We start from the raw sequence: 21612 nt of genomic DNA, 5'->3' as shown, positions 1-21612 counted from the left end.
GATGTCCCTCGACGCCTTCGAGCGTTACCCCCTGCTGTTCGGCCCTAGCCCCGTCCATCCCCTGGACCGGCTCAGCGACCACCTCGGCGGTGCCCGCGTCTGGGCCAAACGGGAGGACTGCAACAGCGGGCTGGCTTTCGGCGGCAACAAGACCCGCAAGCTGGAGTACCTGATTCCGGACGCCCTCGCCCAGGGGGCGGACACCCTGGTCAGCATCGGCGGGGTGCAGTCCAACCACACCCGGCAGGTGGCCGCGGTCGCCGCCAAGGCCGGCATGAAGGCCGTTCTTGTCCAGGAGAGCTGGGTGGACTGGCCGGACGCGGTCAACGACAAGGTCGGCAACATCCTGCTGTCCCGCGTCATGGGCGCCGATGTCCGCCTGGTGCAGGCGGGATTCGGCATCGGCTTCAAGGACAGCTGGCACCAAGCCCTGGAAGACGTCCGGGCGGCCGGAGGAACCCCGTACGCGATCCCCGCCGGAGCGTCCGACCACCCGCTGGGCGGTCTGGGCTTCGCCAACTGGGCCTATGAGGTGCAGCAGCAGGAGCGCGAGCTCGGCGTCTTCTTCGACACGGTCGTGGTGTGCAGCGTCACCGGCAGCACTCACGCCGGCATGATTGCCGGCTTCGCGGGTCAGGACCGGCCCCGGCGCGTCCTGGGCATCGACGCCTCGGCCAAGCTCGCCGAGACCCGCGCCCAAGTGGAGAAGATCGCCCGCAACACCGCCGAACTCATAAGCCTCGGCCGGGACCTGTACGACGACGAGATCACCGTACTGGAGGGCTGGGCCGGTGACCTCTACGGCATCCCCGTCCAGTCCACCGTGGATGCCATCCGGCTCACCGGACGCCTCGAAGGCATGATCATCGACCCCGTCTACGAGGGCAAGTCCATGGCCGGACTCATCGACCTCGTACGCGATGGAGACATCCCGAAGGACTCCACCGTCCTGTACGCCCATCTCGGCGGCCAGCCGGCCCTCAACGCCTACAGCGGCATCTTCCGCTGATCCAGGCGGCCATCAGGTCGACGAGGCCGACGAGAGCAGACCGAACGCTGCCTCGACCTCACCCTGGCGGACCCGCCCGCCGCCACATCGGCTCTGGTGTCACGCTCGGCTCGGTTGCGTGATGCGTTCGAGCCATCGCAGGAGAAGGGCGGTCTCGACCGGTTCGAGGGCGTCGGTGCCCACGAGGTCGAGTTGCGCGTGGAGGCGCAGTGCGGCGGTGTGCAGTGGGTCGGCGTCCTCCTGCGCACTCGTCTCGGTGAGCACGTGCGAGAACACGGCGTCGCGCATGCGGTGGGACAGCACGGGGTCATCGAACAGGGCCGGTCTGGCGATGTGGTTGAGGGCGTTCCCGATGTTCGCCGACAGGATGAGCTGAGCGGCGGTCTGTGGCTCGACCCTCAACGCGCCCGTCGCCGCGCACCGTAGGAGCGTCGCCACCAGCAGGTCGAACACCCGATCTCGAGCTGTCGAGTGGGACCACGGCCGAGGAGTGAACATCAGCTGGTAGAGGGCCGGGTTCTCCTTCGCGAACGCCATGTGGCCGTCCCAGCCGGCGCGCAGGTCGGCCACCGGGTCGGCCGTCTGCTCCTGAGCGGCCTTGAGCGTGGCGTAGCGCTCGTACCCGTGGTCGGCGACAGCGTCGAGGAGTCCTCGCTTGTCGCCGAACAACCGGTAGAGCACGGGCTGGCTCACGCCGACCGCCTCACAGACCGCCCGCGTGGCGATCTCGTTGTCGGAGGACGTCGCCAGCTGATGCTCCGCGGCCTCGATCATCGACGCGCGAAGCGTGTTCGTTCCTGTCATGAAATCAATGATACGCATCAGCGCTAGCGCCGATACGGAACTTGTGCTACCTTCATGTCGTAACGCCGATACGGAAAAAGCGTATCGCCGATAGGCGAAGGGGCTTTCCATGAGTGATCAGCACATAGCCGTCGTCAGCGGCGGCTCCCGCGGGATCGGCCGGGCGATCGCGATGACACTGGCAGCACAGGGCTCCGCGGTCGTCGTGGGATACCAAGGGTCGGCCGCGGCCGCGGCCGAGGTGGTCCAGGCGATCACGGCAGCCGGCGGCCGGGCGATCCCGGTACAGGCCGACGTGGCGGACGAGGTCGCGGTCGCGGCGATGTTCGACGAGGCGGAGAAGGTCTTCGGCGGGGTCGACGTCGTCGTCAACTCGGCGGGGCGGCTGTCGCTGTCCCCGATCGCGGACCTCGACCTCGACGACCTGGACGCTCTGCACCGCACCAACATCCGCGGCACGTTCGTCATGGCGCGAGAGGCCGCGCGCCGCGTGCGCGCCGGGGGCGCGATCGTCACCCTGTCCACCTCCGTGGTGGGCCTGCAGTTCCCGAACTACGGGGCGTACGCCGCCAGCAAGGGCGCCGTCGAGGCGATGACGCTCGTCCTGGCCCGCGAACTGCGGGGACGCGACATCACGGTCAACGCGGTCGCGCCCGGCCCGACCGCCACCGAACTGTTCCTCGACGGCAAGGACGAGGCCACCATCGGGCGGCTCGCCAAGCAGCCCCCGCTCGAGCGGCTCGGCACCCCCGAGGACATCGCCGAGGTCGTCGCCTTCCTGGCCGGCCCCGCGGGGCACTGGGTCAACGGGCAGGTCGTGCGTGCGAACGGCGGTGTCATCTGATGTCCGCCGCACCGCAGGTCATCGTCGCCGACCGGATCCGCGCCGAGTTCTACCACCGCGTAGGCATCGAGGACCTCCTGCCCTCGACCGCCTCACTCTGAATCCACATCACACGAAAGGGAAATCACCATGCCGTTCGCCAACCTCAAGGTGCCCGCCGACACCCTGACCCCCGAATCCAAGAAGAAGCTCATCGACGCCGTCACCGACGCCTACGCAGACGTGTACGGCGAGCGGGCCCGGGCGACCACCCTGGTCCTCCTCGAGGAAGTCCCCGACGGCTGCTGGGGCCTCGGCGGCGACATCCTCACCGCCGAAATGCTCGGCCGAAGCTGAGCCTGCCCGGGGCCGAGCCGGGCGATCCCCGACCGGCCCCGGGCGCCCACCGTCCTTCCTTCAGCGAGACAGTCATGCCGGAGGTAGTCTCGGAGGTTGTGCCGAGCATTCCGCAACCCCTCGACCCCGCCGACGACGGCAGCGCCCCGCCCGCGGTGGCCGCCGCCCTCGCCGCCCACCAGGCGGGTACGGCCGACGCCACCGACGTGCTGAACGCGCTCAGCGGCGCCCGGCTCCTCGTGCCCGTGGTGGCGATGCTGACCGAGTCCGAGGTCGGCGCGCACGGGCTGCGGCAGGAGAAGGAGAGCGAGATGGCCCTGCCCAAGCTCGTCGGGCAGGACGGCAGGCAGGCGGTGCTCGCGTTCACCGGCACGGAGGCGCTGGTCAGGTGGCGGCCGGACGCGCGGCCGATCCAGGCCACCACGCTCCAGGTGTGCCAGGCGGCCGTGCAGGAGAAGGCTGCGGCGGTCGTGGTGGACGTGGCCGGGCCGGTGCAGTTCGTGATCGAGGGCATGGTGCTGGAGGCGCTCGCGGCGATCGAGTCAGGCACCGTGGACCGGCTCGAGGGCGCGACGGTGGCCAGGGTCGAGCCCGCACCGACCCCGGCGGAGATCGAGCCGGCACGCAGGCGCCGCTGGTTGTCCCGGCGCTGAGCCGTGGTCACGTGCCCTCCCCTGGAGCTGACCGGGCACGCCGCCTGTCCCGGCGGTGCACGGGGCATGCCGCCTGTCCCGGCGGTGCACGGGGCGCGTCGCCTTTCCCGGCGGTGAACAGGGTCAGGGGACGGCCGAGCGGCGGCCTTCCCAAGTGTCGGCGGCCCGGTTCGCCAGCGCGTGCAGCAGATTGACGGTCACGACCGCCGGTGCCACCACCGCCACGAACCCGTCCAGCGACCGCTCGAACACCAGCGCCAGGATGACGGCCGTGACCCCGTTCTGCTGCGCCAGCGCCAGCCGTACCCGGTCGATCACCGGCAGCCCCCATGTCAGCGCCACGGCGGCGAGCCCCTGGGCGCAGAACGCCACCAGCCCCAGCAGCAGGCCCTCGTCCGGCGCCACCCCGCTCACCAGCAGCATTCCCATGAGGAACGCCGCCAGCGGGAACGCCACCGCCACCGCCTGCCCGATCCGCCGCCCGTCGGGCATCCGCAGGAACAGCCCGGCGATCGCCACCCCCAGCATCAGGAACGTCCACGCGCCCACGAGCACGACGGTGATGGCCGCGAGGTTGATCAGCCACGCTGGGCCACGCCGCACCAGCCGCCACACCAGGTACGCCACCGCGGCGAACAACCCGTTCCACCCCAGATCCGCCAGGTGCGACACGCCGATCCCGTCGGAGGAGAACGCCAGCGTGGCCGCGTACACCGACAGCACCACCGTCACCGGGTCGTCGAACGACGCCCACGACGCCAGGATCGTGCGGGCCTTGGGCGACAGCCGCGAGTCGCCCATGACGGACGCGACGGACAGCGGGTCGATCTGCGCCACCGCGACCGCGAGCACCAGCGCGAGCGGATCGCCGGTGAACAGGTAGAGGACTCCGGCGATGAACGCCGCCTTCAGCACCACCCCCACCGTGACCGCCGCCACGATCAGCCGGGTGTGGGCGCGCGCCTCGGCGCGGTCGATGTCGTGCGTGCTTCCGTACAGGCCGATCGCCAGCAGCAACTGGCTGGCCAGCAGGTACGTCTCCGACGTCTCGAGGCCGCGGATGCCGGTGAGCCACGCGGTGGCCCATCCCGCGAGCAGGACGAGGATCAAGAGCCAGATTCGGGCCACGCCTGATCTTTCCTGATCGCGCGGACGTTTCCGCCCCCGGCCTCCGGCCGGGTCCGCTGGTTGATCGGCGGCAGCGTGAAATGGCCGCGGATCAGGTCGACGAGCGTGGCCATCTTGTCGTCGGCCACGCCGACCTTGCGCTGGTCGAGGGTGACGCCGATGACGTAGCGGCCGTGGTCGACCCAGTAGTGGTAGAGAGCGCCGCGCTCGACGTCCAGCACCGTCCTGATCACCGTGCCGCTCTCCATCGACCGCAGGTGGGTGCCGAGCCGGTGGCCGATCCAGTCGAGCTGGCGGCCGAGCCTGAGGTAGGTGGTCCGGCGTTCCTCGGGTGTCGTTTCGTGGAAGAAGTGCCGCAGGTCGGCGTCGTCGAGCACGTCGGTGTAGAACGCGCAGCCGTCCGGGCCGAAGAACGCCACGAAGTGCAGGTCGTCCTGGTCGATCACGGACACGCAACTGCCGAGCGCCTTCTCCAGGGCGTGGCTGATCTCCGGCTGGGTGCGGATGAGGATCTCCGACTCGCCGATGACCTTGCGCTTCGTGGTGGTGGGCGATGGCACGGCGGTCGCCTCGATGTGCGGGACGTACAGGCCGCGGCGGAACAGCGTCAGGAGGTAACCACCGGTCAGCGCGGTGAACGCGGCGATCCCGAGCATCGACAGGCCGAGTAACTCCCCGGACAGGCCGCGGTTCCACAGCACGGGGCCGAAGCCGGCGACGAACCCCAGGATCAGCCCGCCGGCCGCGGTCGCCGTCATCGCGGTGACCAGCATGACGGGCAGCCGGCCGCGCACCCGGCCGGCGACGAGCGCGATCACCGCGAGTCCGGCGACCACGAAGATCACGGTGAGCGCGCGGGAGACGCTGTAGTCCTCGCCCTCGATGTACCACGCCAGCATCTCCAGCAACACCGGAGCCAGTACGAAGGTCGCTATGACGACCGCGATCCTCGCAAACCGGTCCCTGTCCACGCCGGAAGTGTCCGTGATCAGCCCGTGAACCGCAATAGGGCTGTCTTCCGCCTGCCCGTCCGGCCTTTCCACCGGCCCCGTGTGACGTCTCCACTGGTCTGTCCGAAAGGCCGCCGGTCGCGCCGGGGCCGCATTAGGGTCGGCTCGTGGTCGCACTCATGGCGCTGGCCGGACTGGTCTGCGGACACCGGATCAGGGCGCTGGCCGACTCCTACGACGGGCTCCCGGAGCCCGCCTGGCCGCCGAAGGTCGAGCTGGTGACCGCCGCCGTGGCCGCGCTCGTCGCCTGGCGGATCGGTCTGCCGTACGTGCCGTTCGCCGTGATCGGCACCGCCCTGGCCGTCATCGACTGGCGGACCACCACGCTGCCCGACGCGATCACGCTTCCCGCGTACCCGATCACGGCCCTGGCCCTCCTGCCCACGGGAGAGCTGCCCAGGGCGCTGGCCGGAGGGGCGGCGCTGGCCGCGATCTACGGGCTGCTCTGGTTCATCAGGCCGGAGGCGATGGGGCTGGGCGACGTCAAGCTGGCCGGGCTCATCGGCATGGCCGGCGCGGCGCTCGGCTGGCAGGCCTGGGTCGTCGCGGCCTTCTGCGGGCAGCTGCTCGGCGCGCTCTACGGTGTGGCCCTGCTGGCGACCGGGCGCGGCACGAGGCGCACGGAGTTCCCGTTCGGGCCGTTCATGCTGCTGGGCGCGTTCACCGTGCTGTGTCTCGACGGGTGAACGCTGGACATCTCACTCGGCCGCACATGGAAGACTTGTACGCATGTTGCGCTGGTTGACCGCCGGAGAGTCCCACGGGCCCGAACTCGTCGCCATCCTGGAAGGCCTCCCGGCCGGGGTGGAGGTGAGCACGGCCGCGATCGACGAGGCCCTGCGCCGCCGCCGTCTCGGCTACGGCCGCGGCGCCCGGATGAAGTTCGAGCAGGACCAGGTCACGATCGTCGGCGGCGTACGCCACGGGCGGACGATGGGCAGCCCGGTCGCGATCCGCGTCGGCAACACCGAGTGGCCCAAGTGGGAGAAGGTCATGGCGGCCGACCCGGTCGACCCGGCCGAGCTGGAGGGCCTGGCGCGCAACGCGCCCAGGTCCCGGCCGCGCCCGGGCCACGCAGACCTGGCGGGCATGCAGAAATACGGGTTCGACGACGCCCGGCAGGTGCTCGACCGGGCCAGCGCCCGCGAGACCGCGGCCCGCGTGGCGCTCGGCGAGGTCGCCAGGCGCTTCCTCAAGCAGGCGCTCGGCGTCGACATCATCAGCCACGTCACCGAGATCGGCGGCGCCCGGACCCCGGCCGAGGCCCTGCCCGGTCCCGGCGACCTGGCCAGGATCGACGAGGACCCGGTCAGGTGCTCCGACTCCGAGGGCAGCGCCGCCATGGTCGCCGTGATCGACAAGGCGCACAAGGACGGTGACACGCTCGGCGGCGTCGTCGAGGTCCTCGCCTACGGCCTGCCGCCGGGCCTGGGCAGTTACACGCACTGGGACCGCAGGCTCGACTCCAAGCTCGCCGCGGCGCTCATGGGCATCCAGGCGATCAAGGGCGTGGCGGTCGGCGACGGCTTCGAGACCGCGCGCAGGCCCGGCTCCCGCGCCCACGACGAGATCGAATACACCACCCAGGACGGCGTCCGGCGCATCACCAACCGCGCCGGCGGCGTCGAGGGCGGCATGACCAATGGCGAGATCCTGCGCGTCAGCGCAGCCATGAAGCCGATCTCCACAGTGCCCAGGGCGCTGGCCACGATCGACGTCAAGACCGGCGAGGCGGCCAAGGCCCACCACGAGCGCTCCGACGTGTGCGCCGTCCCGGCGGCCGGCATCGTGGCCGAGGCCATGGTCGCGCTGGTGCTGGCCGACGCGGCGCTCGAGAAGTTCGGCGGCGACTCCGTCGAGGAAGTCGCCCGCAACCTGTCCGGCTACCTCTCTTCAATGGTGATCAAATGACCGCGGAGCGAGCCCGACGCAGTGAGCTGAGTGGAGGCCCGACGCAGGAGGGACTCCGCGGAGCGAATGAGGAGTGGTGAGCGACCAATGACTACTGCCGTGCTGATCGGCCCTCCCGGGTCCGGCAAGACCACGCTCGGGCGGCTGCTCGCCGAGCGGCTCGGCGTCGGGTTCCGCGACACCGACGCCGACGTGGAGGCCGTGGCGGGCAAGCCCGTCGCCGAGATCTTCGTCGAGGACGGCGAGGCCCGTTTCCGCGAGCTGGAGCACGAGGCCGTGCGCCGGGCGCTGGCCGAGCACGACGGCATCCTGTCCCTCGGCGGCGGCGCCGTGCTCAACGAGGAGACCCAGGCCCTGCTCGACGGCCACCACGTCGTCTACCTGCAGGTGGGGCTGTCCGACGCGATCCAGCGGGTCGGGCTCGCCTCGGCCCGGCCGCTGCTCGTGCTCAGCCCGCGCAGCCAGCTGAAGAAGCTCATGGACGAGCGGCGGCCCGTCTACGAGCGGCTGGCCGTGATGACCGTGGTGACGGACAAGCGCGCGCCCGAGGAGCTCGCCGACGAGATCGTGAGGGGGCTGCCCGCGTGATGACGGCGACAACGGTGAGAGGACTGCCCACATGAGCGCCGCGACGAGGATCACCGTACGCGGTGACAGCCCCTACGACGTGGTCGTCGGCACCGGCGTGCTGGCCGAGCTGACGACGCTGCTCAAGCCCGGCGTGCGCACGGTCGCCGTGATCCACCCGGCGAGCCTGCCGGAGATCTCCCGCCCGGTCTGCGCGGCGCTGTCCGAGAGCGGCTACGAGGTGGTCGAGCTGCCCGTGCCGGACGGCGAGCAGGCCAAGACCGTCGAGGTGGCCGCCCAGCTGTGGTCCGCGCTCGGCCGCTACGGCGTGACCCGCTCCGACGCCGTAGTCGGTGTGGGCGGGGGAGCGACGACCGACCTGGCCGGGTTCGTGGCCGGCACGTGGCTGCGCGGCATCCAGGTGGTGCTCGTGCCCACGACGCTGCTGGCCATGGTCGACGCGGCGGTCGGCGGCAAGAACGGCATCGACACGCCCGAGGGCAAGAATCTCGTCGGCACGTTCCTGCCGCCCGCGGGCGTGCTGTGCGAGCTGTCCACGCTGGACAGCATGCCGAAGGCCGACTACGTGGCGGGCCTGGCCGAGGTGATCAAGGGCGGCTTCATCGCCGACCCGAACATCCTCATGCTCATCGAAGAGGACCCCGAGGCCGCCACCCGCCCCGACGGCCCGCACACCCGCGAGCTGATCGAGCGCAAGATCCAGGTCAAGGCCGATGTCGTGGGCGCCGACCTGCGCGAGGCGGGGCTGCGCGAGATCCTCAACTACGGCCACACGCTGGCCCACGCCATCGAGCGCAACGAGCACTACGGCATCCGCCACGGCGAGGCCGTCGCCATCGGCATGGTCTACGCCGCCGAGCTGTCCAGGCTCTCAGGCCGCGCCAACCTCGTCGAACGCACCCGATCGATCCTCACCAGCGTCGGCCTGCCCATCTCCTACCACGCCGACGCCTGGCCGCAGCTGCGCGACCACATGCGGCTGGACAAGAAGAACCGCGGCGCCAAGCAGCGGTTCGTCGTCCTCGACGACCTGGCCAAGCCGGGCCGCCTCGAAGACCCCGCGGAAGAGCTGCTCGCAGCCGCCTACAAGGAGATCTCCGGATGATCCTCGTGCTCAACGGGCCCAACCTGCGCCGCCTCGGCACCCGCGAGCCGGACGTGTACGGCGCGGAGACGTTCGAGGACCTCGCCGAGCTGTGCCGCGACACGGGCCGCAAGCTCGGCGAGCAGGTCGAGGTGCGCCAGACCGACGACGAGGCCGAGATGATCGCCTGGCTGCACGAGGCCGCCGACGGCCGCATCCCGGTCGTGCTCAACCCGGCCGCCTTCACCCACTACTCCTACGCCTTGCGCGACGCGATCGCCCAGCGCAAGGCCCCGCTCGTCGAGGTGCACATCACCAACCCGGCCACCAGGGAAGAGTTTCGGCACACCTCCGTCGTCGCCGGGGTGGCGACGGGCACCATCGCGGGGTTCGGACTACAGTCATACGTTCTTGCGCTGCACGCGCTAGCGGAGATGAACACCACCTCATGAGGCACTACAGGTCCTTCGTCGCCCTGGGCGACAGCTTCACCGAAGGACTGAACGACGCCGGTCCCGACGGGCACTACCGCGGCTGGGCCGACCGGGTGGCCGAGCGGCTGGCCGCCGACGACCCGTCCTTCCGCTACGCCAACCTGGCGGTCCGCGGCAGGCTGCTCGACCAGATCATCGCCGAGCAGGTGCCGCAGGCCGTCGCGATGGCGCCCGATCTGGTCAGCTTCTGCGCCGGGGGCAACGACCTGCTCAGGCCGGGCAGCGATCCCGATGTGATGGCCAAGAAGGCCGCGCGCGCCGTACGCGAGCTGCGGGCGGGCGGCGCGGACGTGCTGCTGTTCACCGGGGTGGACCCGCGCGACACGCCCCTGATGCGGCGCCTGCGCGGCCGCTTCGCCATCTTCTACCTGCATGTGCGGTCCATCGCCGACCTGTACGGGTGCCGGCTCGTCGACCAGTGGTCGATGCAGGGGCTGCGCGACTGGCGGGCGTGGAGCGCGGACCGGCTGCACATGAACGAGGACGGCCACCGGCTGGTGGCGGCGCGGGTGCTGGACGTGCTGGGGGTGCCGTTCGAGGACTGGCGCAAGGACTGGCCGGCGCGTTCGGTGGATCCCCGCGCGCGGCGGCGCGAGGACGCCCAGTGGATCCGCGAGCACCTGGTTCCCTGGGTCGCCCGCCGCCTCCGCGGCACCTCTTCCGGCGACGGCGTCTCTCCGAAGCGTCCTGAGCTGTCCCCCTGGGTGCCTTAAAGCCCATATATTACGGCGGTGCCGTGGCCGGCCACCCGCCCTCCTGCCGCACCCGGCGCTCAGAACACGCGTCAGCCGGTCGACTCCGCTGCCAGGCGTTTCAGCGCCGCGCGTGGGATGGCCGGGTCAGTGGTGCGCCAGAACGGTGGGAGTGAGCCCAGGAGGAAGCCGCTGTAGCGGGCCGTGGCCAGGCGGGGGTCGAGGACGGCGATGACGCCCTTGTCGTCCTGGGCGCGCAGCAGGCGGCCCGCTCCCTGGGCCAGCAGCAGGGCGGCGTGGTTGGCCGCTACTGCCATGAAGCCGTTGCCGCCCTTCGCTGCCACGTGGCGCTGCCTGGCCGAGGTGAGAGGGTCGTCGGGGCGCGGGAACGGCACCCGGTCGATGATGACCAGCCGCAGCGACGGCCCCGGCACGTCCACGCCCTGCCACAGCGACAGCGTGCCGAACAGGCAGGTCGGCTCGTCCTCGGCGAACTGCTTGACCAGCAGCATCGTCGAGTCGTCCCCCTGGCACAGCAGCGGCACGTCCAGCCGTTCCCGCAGCGCCTCCGTGGCCGCCTTGGCCGCGCGCATCGACGAGAACAGCCCCAGCGTGCGCCCGCCCGCCGCCTCGATCAGCTCGGCGATCTCGTCGAGGTATTGCTGCGGCAGCCCGTCGCGCCCCGGCTGCGGCAGGTGCTTGGCGACGTACAGGATCCCGGCCTTCGGGTGGTCGAACGGCGAGCCCACGTCGATGCCCTGCCAGCCCTTGCCGTCGCCGAGCCCCCACTGCGCGGCCAGCGCGTCGAACGTGCCGCCCAGCGCCAGGGTGGCGGAGGTGAGGACCACCGTACGGTCCCCGAACAGCTTGTCGCGCAGCATGCCGCTGACGCTCAGCGGCGCCACCCGCAGCAGGGGCGGGCGCCGGTCGGTGCCCGCGTCGAGCCAGACCACCTCGGCCCGGTCGGCCTCCGAGTCGTGCCCGTACGCCTCCAGCATGCGCACCGCCGTGTCGTGCACCTCGTCCAGCGCCGTGAACGCCGCCTTGCGCTGCCCCGCCTTGTCCGGGTCGTCCTTGTCTGCGTTGCGCGGCCCCAGCGCTGAGATGCACCGCCAGGCCGTGTCGCGGATCAGCTGCAGCGTCAGGCCGAGCACCTGCGGCATCTCGTCGATGCGGCCCGGAGGCGCGGCGGCCAGCAGCGCCTTGAGGTCCTCGCCCGCCTCCAGCAACTGGTCGGCGATCGGCTGCTCGATCAGCCGGCCGACCCTGCGGACCGCCAGCCCGACCGACACCTCCGACAGCTCGCTGGTCACCACCGACGTCACCCGGTCGACCAGCTCGTGCGCCTCGTCCACGACCACGACCTCGTGCTCGGGCAGCACCGGCAGATCGCCCATGGCGTCGATGGCCAGCAGCGCGTGGTTGGTCACCACCACGTCGACCTCGCCCGCCCGCGCCCTGGCCAGCTCGGCGAAGCACTCGGCGCCGCTCGGGCAGCGGTTGGCCCCCAGGCACTCCTGTGCGCTCACCGAGAACTGCCGCCAGGCCTGCTCGCTCACCCCCGGCACCAGCTCGTCGCGGTCGCCGGTCTCGGTCTCCTCGGCCCACTCCTGGATGCGCTGCACCATGCGGCCGGTCGCGCTCACCTCGCGCGGGTCGAACAGCTGGTCCTGCTCATCGTCCTCGGGCCAGCCCGCCGTGGCCTTGTAGCGGCACAGGTAGTTGCGGCGGCCCTTCAGGATCGCGAACGTCGGCTCGTGCGGCAGCTCCTTGGCCAGCGCCTCGGACAGCCTGGGCAGGTCGCGGTCGACGAGCTGGCGCTGCAGCGCGATGGTGGCCGTGGAGATCACGACGGGCGATTCGCTGTCCATCGCGTGGCGGATCGACGGCACGAGGTACGCCAGCGACTTGCCGGTGCCCGTGCCGGCCTGGACCGCCAGGTGCTCCTCGCCGTCGATGGCCTGCTGCACGGCACGGACCATCGTGACCTGGCCCTGCCGTTCGCTCCCTCCGAGAGCGTTGACCGCGATGCTGAGCAGTTCGTCGACTGGCGGAAGATGGGAGTCCGGCACGGCAGTAAACGCTACCCGCATTTACCGGGTCGCCGTGCCGAACGCGGTGTGATCGGCCATACGCATCCCGGCATTCCGGAATCGTTTCGGCGACTCGCGTGGCAGACTGGTCGATCGGGACTCCAACTGGTCAAACAGATCTTCCTGTGTGTGATCAGAGGGGGTCACGGTGTATATGGGAAGGCCGGTTCAGTAGGGTTTTCCGAGGTTGAGTGGACGAATAAAGGCTGGTTAAAGCAGTATGTCTGCCATGTCGGAAGTTGTCCCGTTGCCGTCGTTCGGCGAAGTCTTCTTCGATGCACGAGGTCAGGAGCGGTGTCTCCGGGTCACGTGGCATGAGGGCACCCTGGTCCTCAGCCTGTGGCGTGGAGAGATGTGCACAGCGAGCTTCCGCATGCCGATGGAGGACGTCGGCCGGCTGCTCGACACCCTCGACGAGGGCTTTGCCGAGGCCACGGGCGAGCAGCCCGCCGTGCCCGCGCACGATCCGGGCACCGAGGTCATTCCGGGCACCGGTCAATACCAGCGGCCGCAGCCCGCCCCTCAGCAGCACCATCAGCAGCAGCCGCAGCAGCCCCTCGACGATCGGCCCACGGCCGCACTGTCGCCCAACGACGTCCTCGTGGCCAGGGGGCCGGCCCCGCAGGACAAGCTGGTCGCCTCGTACGGAGAGACCACGGGCCCCAGGGACGCGACTCCCGCCTACGGCGAGCGGCCCGCCGCCTTCACCGGCCCCCAATACGTCGAGCCGACCGCGCCGCAATACACCGGAGACCCCTTCAGCGGTCCCCAGTACACCGGAGACCCTCTCAGCGGCCCCCAATACGCAGGGGACCCCCTCAGCGGCCCGCAGCACTACCAGCAGCAGCCCGAGCCCTTCACCGGCCCCCAGTACATCGTCGAGAGCGATCCCGTCTACCAACTGCCCGGCGACCAGCGCCGGCCGGCGCCCAGCACCGACCCGCTCGGCTTCCCCTCCCAGGCCGCCGACCCCTACGCGGCCCCCCAGCACCGGTCCGACCAGTACCCCTCCGACCCGTACCAATCGGACCCGTACTCGTCCGACGCGTACACGCGGCGACCCGACGGCTACCAGCACTCCCAGCCCCAGCCACAGCCCCAGCAACAGCCACAGACTCAAAACCAGGCCGCCGGCCTGGGCACGCCCATGCACGGCATCCCGGGGGCAGGCCGCCGACGCTCGGCTCCCCAGCAGGCGCAGCAGCCCGTCCGGGACGACTACGGGGCCTACCAGCAGCGGGCCCCGCAGCCCAACCCGGTGGACCCGCTGCTGGCGCTCGGCCGACAGGAGCAGCAGTACCAGCCGCAGCAGCCCGACCCGAACATGTCCGCCCCGTACGCCGGGGACCCCATGTTCTCCACGGGCGAGCGCCTGCGCCCCGAGCAGCCGGACTATCACGAGCGGAGCGACCGCAGGGAGTGGTGACGCGCGGTTCGCTCCCGCCTCTGCCCACCGGTACTCTCTCGGCGAGGTGATTGGGCCGAGGCAGAAGGAGCGCCGGTGAATCCCACCCTGGGCCTGCAACTGCTGCTGGTGGCCGGCGGCGCCATCGCGGTGGCCGCCGTGGCCCGGCGCAAGGGCTGGCCTGCCCCGCTGCTCCTGGTGGCGGCCGGGCTGCTGGTCTCGCCCCTGGTGCCGGCGGTGCCGCTGGATCCGGACCTGGTGCTGTTCGTGTTCCTGCCGCCGCTGCTCTACTCGGCCGCGCTCGACAGCTCCTACCTGCGCCTGCGCGACGTCAAGCGGGCGGTGGCGCTGCTGTCGATCGGGCTGGTGCTGTTCACCACGGCCGTCGTCGGGCTGGTCGTGCACCTGCTGCTGCCCGACCTGCCGCTCGCGCTGGCGTTCGCGCTGGGCGCCATCATCGCGCCACCCGACGCCGTGGCCGCCGTCGCGGTCGGCCGGCGGCTGGGCCTGCCGCGCCGGTCGCTGACGATCCTGATCGGCGAGAGCCTGTTCAACGACGCCACGGCGCTGACGGCGTACCGGGTGGCGATCGGGGCGGCCGTGGGCGGCACCGTGGACCTGCTCGACAGCGTCGGCCAGTTTCTGATCGCCGCGGTGGGCGGGGTGGCGATCGGGCTGGCGCTGGCGTTCGCGCTCGCCTGGCTGTTCCAGCACACGCGCGACTCGCTGGTCGAGAACACGCTGATGCTGCTGATCCCGTTCGCCGCCTTCGCCGCGGCCGAGACCGTGCACGCCTCCGGGGTGATCGCGGTGGTGATCGTCGGCCTCTACCTGGGCCACCGCATGCACCTGCGCGGGTTCGGCACGCGGCTGGTGTCGGACGCGGTGTGGAAGGTCACCGACTTCTTCCTCGAGACGATCGTGTTCGCGCTGATCGGGCTGCAGCTCGTGACCGTGATCGAGGGCATCACCGGCTACAGCCCATGGGCGGTGGCGGGATACGCCGCCGCGGTGCTCGCGGTGACGATCGTCAGCAGGTTCGCCTGGGTGTTCGCCGCCAGCTCCCTGATCCGTGTGTTCGCCAGGGGGAGCACGCAGCCGCCGACCCGGCAGCAGTCGGTGATCCTCAGCTGGGCGGGCATGCGCGGGGTGGTGTCGCTGGCGGCGGCGTTCGCCATCCCGCCGGAGGTCGCCCCGCGCGATCGCGCGATGCTGCTGTTCCTCACGTTCACGACCGTGATCGGCACGCTGCTCATCCACGGCACCACGTTCCCCGCGCTGATCAGACGGTTGGGCGTGTCGAGCCGGCAGGAGCAGTACGAGGACCGTCTGGCCGAGGCGGCGGCCCAGCAGGCGGCGCTGGAGGCCGGCCTGGCCGAGCTGGAGCGGCTGGTCGCCGAGCAGGACAAGGAACCCGACGAGATCCAGAAGCAGGTCATCGACCAGCTCAGGGAGAAGTCGTGGCGCCGCTCGCTGAGCGCGTGGGAGCGCCTGGGCGGCGGCACCGGACAGGGTGGCGCGGAGACCCCGAGCGCGCTCTACCGGCGGCTGCGCCGCGACATGCTCCAGGCCGAGCGCCAGGTCTTCGTGCGCATGCGCGACGAGCGCCGCCTCGACGACGAGGTGCTGCGCGAGGTGATGGCCCAGCTCGACTTCGAGGAGGCCATCCTCGAGCGCTGAGCCCTAGCCCATCTGGCTCAGCCCATCTGGCTGTCCACGAAACACCACCGCCAGCTCTCGCCGCGCTCGAACGACTGGATCGCCGGATGGGCGGTGGCGTGGAAGTGCGCGGTGGCGTGCTTCATGGGCGAGGAGTCGCAGCAGCCGATGTGGCCGCACTCCAGGCAGCGCCGCAGATGGACCCACCGGCCGCCGGCGGCCAGGCACTCCTCGCAGCCGTCCGGAGTCGTCGCCGCGGGGTCGCCGGCCTGGGAAAGATGCTCGCACATTGCCATAACAGAAATCTTAGGGCCATCGTGCCGAGTTATTTTCGGTCGGCCCTCTTGTCGGTTGCCGGGCAAGCGTGGACATTGTGGTCATCGGGGGAGTGATGTAGGCCACACTGTCCGGAGGAGCTGCGCGTGCTGGAGGTTCGCAACCTCGAGGTCGTCTACGACGATGTGATGCTCGTGCTGCGTGGCGTGAGCCTCAACGTCCCGCCAGGCTCGATCGTGGCGCTGCTCGGCGCGAACGGCGCGGGCAAGACCACACTGCTGCGAGCGCTGTCCGGACTGCTCGACGTGCACGACGGCGAGATCACCAAGGGTGGCGTCACGCTGGAGGGCGAGCCCATCCACCACCTCAAACCGGCCCAGATCGTCCGGCGCGGGATCAGCCAGGTCATGGAGGGCCGCCGCATCCTGGCCGAGCTGACCGTCGAGGAGAACCTCAAAGTCGGCGGTCACACCGCGGCCACGTCCCACCTCGACCGCGTCTACGGGCTGTTCCCGCTGCTGCGCGAGCGGCGCAAGAGCGTCGCGGGCTACCTGTCGGGCGGCGAGCAGCAGATGCTGGCCGTCGGCCGCGCCCTCATGGCGGGGCCGTCGTACCTGCTGCTCGACGAGCCCAGCCTGGGGCTCGCACCGTCGCTGGTCGGGCAGGTACGCGACCTCATCGTGGAGATCAACCGGCAGGGCACCACGGTCCTGCTGGTCGAGCAGAACGCCACCATGGCCCTGTCCATCGCCTCCCACGGCTACGTCATGGAGACCGGGAAGATCGTCATGGACAAGCCTTCCAAGGAACTGCTCGCCGACGAGGACATCAAGGAGTTCTATCTGGGGGCCGTCCGGTCCTTCCGCGAGGTCAAGCACTACAAGCGGAGGAAGCGATGGCTCTCCTGACGTTCGAGGACGTGCACCTGAGCTTCGCCGGCGTCAAGGCCGTCGACGGGGTCTCCTTCGAGGTGGGACAGGCCGAGCTGCTGGCCGTCATCGGTCCGAACGGCGCCGGCAAGACGTCGATCTTCAACGTGCTCTCCGGCGTCTACCGGCCCCAGCGCGGCCGGGTCACTTTCCTGGGCGAGGACCTGCTGCTCAAGCGGCCGCACGAGATCGCCGCCATGGGCCTGGCGAGGACGTTCCAGAACGTCGAGCTGTTCCACAACCTCACCGTCCTGGACAACCTCATGCTCGGCCGCCACCACCACTTCCGCTACGGCGCCATCTCGGCCCTCCTCTGGTACGGCCGCGCCAGGCGGGCCGAACTGGCCGCCCGCGCCAAGGTCGAGGACATCATCGACTTCCTGGAGCTGGAGGCCTGGCGCCGCCACCCCGTGCGGCTGATCCCGTACGGGATCCAGAAGCGGGTCGAGCTGGGCCGGGCGCTGGCCATGGAGCCGCGGCTGCTGCTGCTCGACGAGCCGGTGGCCGGGATGAACCTGGAGGAGACCGAGGACATGGCCAGGTTCGTCCTCGACATCCGCGACGAGCTGGGCATCCCGGTCGTCCTCGTGGACCACGACATGGGGCTGGTCATGGACCTGGCCGACCGGGTGCTCGTGCTGGACTTCGGCCGCCCGGTCGCACTCGGCAGCCCGGCCGAGGTGCAGCAGGACCCCAAGGTGATCGAGGCGTACCTGGGAGGGGCCCATGGCCGGACGAAATGAGGCCATCATCAGACACAGCACCTTGGTCATGAGGCCGGCGAAGGAGACCTCATGACCATCGCGGACAGAGTGCTTGAGCGGGCCAGGGCGAACCCCGACGCCGTCGCCATGCGGCACAAGGACTTCGGCATCTGGCAGGAGGTGACCTGGGCCGCGTACTGGACCCAGGTCGAGCTGGTCGCGCACGCCCTGCTCGCGCTCGGCGTCGAGCCGGGCGACCGGGTGGCGATCCACTCCGAGAACCGCCCCGAATGGCTGTACGGCGACCTCGGCACGGTCGCCGTGCGCGGCATCACGGTCGGCCTCTACCCGACGAACCCGCCCGCCGAGGTCGCGTACCTGCTGGCCGACTCCGGCGCCACGGTCCTCATCGCCGAGGACCAGGAGCAGGTCGACAAGGCCCTGGCCGTCCTCGACGAGTGCCCCGGCCTGCGGCGCATCGTCTACATGGAGCCGCGCGGCATCCGCGGCCGCTACGACGACGAGATCCTGATGTCCTGGCCCGAGCTGCTCGCGCTGGGCGCCGAGCACCGGGCCGAGCACCCGGACGCGGTGGAGCGCCGCATGGCCGGCGCCGCACCCGACGACGTGATGACGCTGATCTACACCTCCGGCACCACCGGGCCGCCCAAGGGCGTCATGCTCACCGTCGCGAACGTCGAGTTCGCCGTCGAAACGCTCGTCACCGGCGGCGGCTTCACCTCGCCGCCGCCGTCCGAACGCGACCTCGCGCTGTCGTACCTGCCGCTGTGCCACGTCGCCGAGCGCGCGTTCACCGTGTGGTTCAACGCGGCGGCCGGTGCCCAGGTGAACTTCGCCGAGTCCATCGACACCGTGCAGGCCAACCTGCGCGAGGTGCAGCCGACGATCCTGTTCGGGGTGCCGCGGATCTGGGAGAAGGTCCTCGCCCAGGTCAACATCAAGCTGGAGTCCGCCTCCCCGCTCAAGCGGGCGATCACCAGGTTCTGGCTGCGGGTGGCGGACCGGATCGGCGACGCGCTGGTGCGCACGGGCGGCACGCACACGCTCGGGACGCGGCTGGCGTACGGGCTCGGCTGGGTGCTCTGCTTCCGCGCGCTGCGCGAGCGGCTCGGCATGCGGCGCGTCCGCTACGCCGCCTCAGGCGCCGCGCCCATCGCGCCCGACGTGCTCAAGTTCTACATGGGGATCGGCATCCCCATGCATGAGGTGTACGGCATGAGCGAGAACACCGCCATCGCCACCGCCAACCGCCCCGGCCGGGTGCGCCTCGGCACGGTCGGCGAGCCGCATCCCGGCATCGAGCTGAAGATCGACGAGGCCACCGGCGAGATCATGACCAGGCACCCGGGGAACTTCGCCGGCTACTGGCGCAACCCGCGCGCCACCGCCGACGTGCTTGATCCCGACGGCTGGCTGCACACCGGCGACGTGGGGGAGTGGGTCGGCGGCACGCATGTGCGGATCACCGACCGGATGAAGGACATCATCATCACGGCCGGGGGCAAGAACGTCGCGCCCAGCGAGATCGAGAACGCGCTGAAGGCGTCGCCGTACCTGAAGGAGGCCGTGGTCATCGGGGACCAGCGGCCGTACCTGGTGGCGTTGATCGGGATCGAGCCGGACACGGTGGGGGAGTGGGCGCGGCGGCGCGGCCTGCCGTACACGACCTATCGGGATTTGTCGGAGAAGCCGGAGACGCGGGAGCTCGTCCGGGGGATCGTCGACGAGGTGAACGCCCGGTTCGCGCGGGCCGAGCAGGTCAGGCGGTTCGCGTTCCTGCCCAAGGAGCTCGACCACGAGGACGGCGAGCTGACCGCCACCCAGAAGGTCAAGCGCAGCGCCATCGCCAAGCTGTTCGAGGACCTGGTCGAAGGGATGTACAGCCGGTGAAGGGGCTGCTGGAGTCCGTCATCAGGGGCCTGGGCAACGGCTCGGTGTACGCGCTGCTCGCCCTCGGGTTCGTGATCATCTACAAGGCCACGCGCGTGATCAGCTTCGCGCAGCCCGCGCTGATGCTGGCCGGGGCCGTCGCGGTGAGCTACCTGGCCGAGGTGACCGGCTTCTACGCCGCCGTGCTGCTGGCCGCGCTGCTCATCGCCGGGGTGGCGCTAGGCATCGAGCGGGTCGCGATCAGGCCCATGGTGGGACGGCCGGTGTTCGTGGTGGCGATCATCACGCTCGGCATCGACGTGGTCGTGCGGGTGGTGGTCAACGGTTTCATCGGGCGCGACGTGCGGCAGATGGGCGACCCATGGGGGTTCACGCAGGTCTCGCTCGGGCCGCTCGTGGTGCAGCAGCGCTGGCTGGCCATGCTGCTGGTGACGGCCGTGCTGGTCGCGCTGCTGTTCGCGTTCTTCCGTTTCACGAAGTACGGGCTCGCCATGCGGGCGGCCGCCTTCGACCAGGAGACCGCCCTGGCGCAGGGCGTCTCCGTGGGCGCGGTGTTCGCGCTGTCGTGGGGGCTGGCCGGATTCCTGGCGGCGATCGCCGGGATGTTCGTCGGCACCGGGCAAGGGATCGAGCAGCTGACCTGGGTGGTCGCGTTGAAGGCGCTGCCGGCGATCATCGTGGGCGGGCTCGACTCGCTCGGCGGGGCCGTCGTCGGCGGGCTGGTCGTGGGGGTGGTGGAGTCGCTGTTCCAGTCGTACCAGGGGGAGTTCGCGCCTTGGCTGGGACAGAACGTAGCGGTTGTATCGCCGTACATGGTGATGCTGATCGTCCTGCTGGTCAGGCCGTACGGCCTGTTCGGGACCCGGGAGGTCGAGCGGGTATGACCGAGACGCGCTCCACGGCGGCTCCGGCCGCCCCTGACATACCGACCGGACGGTCTCGTAAGGTACGCGGCCGGCCGCTGCTTTACACCTCTTACGCCCAGGACATGGCGCTGCTCGACACCCGGGCCAAACGGGTGTGGACGGGGCTGCTGGTGCTGCTCGCGTTCGGGCTGGCGGTGCTGCTGCAGGACCGGTCGCTGGAGGTGCTGGCGGGGGCGTACGTGCTGGCCATCGGTGCGATCGGGCTCAACATCGTCACCGGGTACGCCGGCCAGGTCTCCCTCGGCCACGCCTTCTTCGTCGCCATCGGCGCCTACACCGCAGCCGCCCTGTCCGGACCCGCCGGCGGAGTTCGGCTCGGCTACGGGATCGCGGAGATCTGGATCTGGCTGCCCGCCGCCGGGCTCGTGGCCGCAGCGGCCGGGGTGCTCGTCGCGCCGCTGGCCACCCGGCTGCGCGGCCTCTACCTGGCCATCGTGACGCTCGGCCTGGTCTTCCTCGGCGAGCACATCTTCAAGGAGTGGAAGGAGCTGACGGGCGGCCCCGGTGTGGGACGGGAGGCGGCGATCCCGCAGCTCTTCGGCGTGCGCCTGGACCAGGACGGCCCGCTCGGCACCAAGGAGCAGTTGCTCTACACGCTCATGCTGGTGCTGCTGATCGTCTTCGCCGTCGCGGCCCGCAACCTGGCCCGCTCGCGCATCGGCCGCGCCTTCGCCGCCATCCGTGACCGGGACATCGCCGCCGCGGTCATCGGGGTGCCGCTGACCCGCTACAAGGTCCTGGCCTTCGGCATCAGCTCCTTCTACGCCGGGTGCGCGGGCGCCCTCCTCTACACGATCTCCGGGTACGTGGAGCCCGGCTCGTTCAGCCTGCTCATGTCGGTCCAATTCATCGCGATGGTCCTGATCGGTGGCGTGGCCACCGTGTCCGGGGCGATCGCGGGCGCGCTGTTCATCTCGCTGTTGCAGCCTCTCACGAGGTCGCTGCCCGCGCTGGTGCCGTTCGTCAGTGGCGACACCACGCAGACCCCCAACGTGTTCCAGGTCGAGACCGTGCTGTACGGGCTGCTGATCGTGCTGTTCCTCATCTTCGAGCCGCGCGGCCTGTTCGGTCTGTGGATCCGGATCCGCAACTACTGGAAATCCTGGCCTTTTTCATACTGAGAAGGGATTTTTCATGAAGAGTCGCTCTCTGGTGG

At 70.6% G+C, this 21612-nt stretch carries 22 protein-coding genes; 17 read left to right on the top strand and 5 right to left on the bottom strand.

Translation table 11 applies throughout. The features are described 5' to 3' along the window. Position 1 precedes the first annotated feature (1 nt). The gene (locus tag EJK15_RS22050) at positions 2-1009 is read left to right on the top strand and encodes a 1-aminocyclopropane-1-carboxylate deaminase (RefSeq protein ID WP_138712347.1); all 1008 of its coding nucleotides are present in this window, start codon (positions 2-4) and stop codon (positions 1007-1009) included. Between the two features lie 99 nt (positions 1010-1108). On the opposite strand, the gene EJK15_RS22045 is transcribed toward EJK15_RS22050, so the two are convergent. Next, positions 1109-1813 (bottom strand): TetR/AcrR family transcriptional regulator, encoded by a 705-nt coding sequence (locus EJK15_RS22045; RefSeq protein ID WP_138712346.1) that lies wholly within the window; start codon positions 1811-1813, stop codon positions 1109-1111. A gap of 109 nt (positions 1814-1922) precedes the next feature. On the opposite strand from EJK15_RS22045, the gene EJK15_RS22040 reads away from it, so the two are divergent. The 3 genes from EJK15_RS22040 (at position 1923) to EJK15_RS22030 (ending at position 3646) form a co-directional block, all read left to right on the top strand. Further along, the gene (locus EJK15_RS22040) at positions 1923-2657 is read left to right on the top strand and encodes an SDR family oxidoreductase (RefSeq protein ID WP_138712345.1); all 735 of its coding nucleotides are present in this window, start codon (positions 1923-1925) and stop codon (positions 2655-2657) included. 129 nt (positions 2658-2786) lie between these two features. Then, positions 2787-2993 (top strand): 4-oxalocrotonate tautomerase family protein, encoded by a 207-nt coding sequence (locus EJK15_RS22035; RefSeq protein WP_138712344.1) that lies wholly within the window; start codon positions 2787-2789, stop codon positions 2991-2993. Between the two features lie 74 nt (positions 2994-3067). Further along, positions 3068-3646, top strand: coding sequence for an SseB family protein (locus EJK15_RS22030; RefSeq protein ID WP_240777130.1), 579 nt, complete (start codon positions 3068-3070; stop codon positions 3644-3646). 123 nt (positions 3647-3769) lie between these two features. Here EJK15_RS22030 and EJK15_RS76365 read toward each other — a convergent pair whose 3' ends face one another. Continuing rightward, the gene (locus tag EJK15_RS76365) at positions 3770-4774 is read right to left on the bottom strand and encodes a cation:proton antiporter (protein WP_138712343.1); all 1005 of its coding nucleotides are present in this window, start codon (positions 4772-4774) and stop codon (positions 3770-3772) included. Beyond that, a complete protein-coding gene (locus tag EJK15_RS22020) occupies positions 4753-5745 on the bottom strand; it encodes a hypothetical protein (RefSeq protein WP_138712342.1) in 993 nt (330 codons plus the stop codon). The genes EJK15_RS76365 and EJK15_RS22020 overlap by 22 nt, the downstream gene beginning before the upstream one ends. Positions 5746-5891: 146 nt before the next feature. On the opposite strand from EJK15_RS22020, the gene EJK15_RS22015 reads away from it, so the two are divergent. The 6 genes from EJK15_RS22015 (at position 5892) to EJK15_RS21990 (ending at position 10574) form a co-directional block, all read left to right on the top strand. Then, positions 5892-6470, top strand: coding sequence for a prepilin peptidase (locus EJK15_RS22015; protein ID WP_138712341.1), 579 nt, complete (start codon positions 5892-5894; stop codon positions 6468-6470). A 43-nt stretch (positions 6471-6513) separates the two neighbouring features. Further along, positions 6514-7695 carry a chorismate synthase gene (gene aroC, locus EJK15_RS22010; RefSeq protein WP_138712340.1) on the top strand — a complete coding sequence of 394 codons (1182 nt, stop codon included), beginning with the start codon at positions 6514-6516 and terminating at the stop codon, positions 7693-7695. A gap of 66 nt (positions 7696-7761) precedes the next feature. Further along, positions 7762-8283 (top strand): shikimate kinase, encoded by a 522-nt coding sequence (locus EJK15_RS22005; RefSeq protein ID WP_206061029.1) that lies wholly within the window; start codon positions 7762-7764, stop codon positions 8281-8283. A gap of 31 nt (positions 8284-8314) precedes the next feature. Next, positions 8315-9388, top strand: coding sequence for a 3-dehydroquinate synthase (gene aroB, locus EJK15_RS22000; RefSeq protein WP_138712338.1), 1074 nt, complete (start codon positions 8315-8317; stop codon positions 9386-9388). Next, positions 9385-9819, top strand: coding sequence for a type II 3-dehydroquinate dehydratase (gene aroQ / locus EJK15_RS21995; RefSeq protein ID WP_138712337.1), 435 nt, complete (start codon positions 9385-9387; stop codon positions 9817-9819). Before aroB ends, aroQ begins: the two co-directional genes overlap by 4 nt. Then, positions 9816-10574, top strand: a complete 759-nt coding sequence (locus EJK15_RS21990) for an SGNH/GDSL hydrolase family protein (RefSeq protein ID WP_138712336.1) — start codon at positions 9816-9818, stop codon at positions 10572-10574. Before aroQ ends, EJK15_RS21990 begins: the two co-directional genes overlap by 4 nt. Positions 10575-10645: 71 nt before the next feature. Here the strand turns inward: EJK15_RS21990 and EJK15_RS21985 are convergent, their stop codons facing one another. Further along, positions 10646-12646: an ATP-dependent DNA helicase gene (locus EJK15_RS21985; RefSeq protein ID WP_138712335.1), complete on the bottom strand. Its 2001-nt coding sequence runs from the start codon at positions 12644-12646 to the stop codon at positions 10646-10648. A gap of 229 nt (positions 12647-12875) precedes the next feature. On the opposite strand from EJK15_RS21985, the gene EJK15_RS21980 reads away from it, so the two are divergent. Next, entirely contained in the window at positions 12876-14072 is a 1197-nt protein-coding gene (locus EJK15_RS21980) for a chromosomal replication initiator protein DnaA (protein ID WP_138712334.1), read from the top strand. A gap of 75 nt (positions 14073-14147) precedes the next feature. Continuing rightward, positions 14148-15731 (top strand): Na+/H+ antiporter, encoded by a 1584-nt coding sequence (locus tag EJK15_RS21975; protein WP_171074457.1) that lies wholly within the window; start codon positions 14148-14150, stop codon positions 15729-15731. Between the two features lie 17 nt (positions 15732-15748). Here the strand turns inward: EJK15_RS21975 and EJK15_RS21970 are convergent, their stop codons facing one another. Continuing rightward, positions 15749-16006, bottom strand: coding sequence for a UBP-type zinc finger domain-containing protein (locus EJK15_RS21970; protein WP_171074456.1), 258 nt, complete (start codon positions 16004-16006; stop codon positions 15749-15751). Between the two features lie 126 nt (positions 16007-16132). On the opposite strand from EJK15_RS21970, the gene EJK15_RS21965 reads away from it, so the two are divergent. From EJK15_RS21965 to EJK15_RS21945, 5 genes are read left to right on the top strand one after another with little or no spacing between them, the layout of a single operon-like run. Further along, positions 16133-16894, top strand: coding sequence for an ABC transporter ATP-binding protein (locus tag EJK15_RS21965; protein ID WP_138712333.1), 762 nt, complete (start codon positions 16133-16135; stop codon positions 16892-16894). Further along, positions 16882-17658, top strand: coding sequence for an ABC transporter ATP-binding protein (locus EJK15_RS21960; RefSeq protein ID WP_138712332.1), 777 nt, complete (start codon positions 16882-16884; stop codon positions 17656-17658). The genes EJK15_RS21965 and EJK15_RS21960 overlap by 13 nt, the downstream gene beginning before the upstream one ends. Before the next feature lie 51 nt (positions 17659-17709). After that, entirely contained in the window at positions 17710-19530 is a 1821-nt protein-coding gene (locus tag EJK15_RS21955) for an AMP-dependent synthetase/ligase (protein ID WP_138712331.1), read from the top strand. Continuing rightward, on the top strand, positions 19527-20414 hold the full coding sequence (locus EJK15_RS21950) for a branched-chain amino acid ABC transporter permease (RefSeq protein WP_138712330.1): 888 nt from the start codon (positions 19527-19529) through the stop codon (positions 20412-20414). Before EJK15_RS21955 ends, EJK15_RS21950 begins: the two co-directional genes overlap by 4 nt. Next, positions 20411-21577 (top strand): branched-chain amino acid ABC transporter permease, encoded by a 1167-nt coding sequence (locus tag EJK15_RS21945; RefSeq protein WP_138712329.1) that lies wholly within the window; start codon positions 20411-20413, stop codon positions 21575-21577. Before EJK15_RS21950 ends, EJK15_RS21945 begins: the two co-directional genes overlap by 4 nt. The last annotated feature ends 35 nt before the right edge of the window (positions 21578-21612 follow it).

Source organism: Nonomuraea basaltis (genome assembly GCF_005893125.1).
GTDB classification, from domain to species: domain Bacteria; phylum Actinomycetota; class Actinomycetes; order Streptosporangiales; family Streptosporangiaceae; genus Nonomuraea; species Nonomuraea basaltis.
This window is presented reverse-complemented; position numbering and strand designations above follow the sequence as displayed.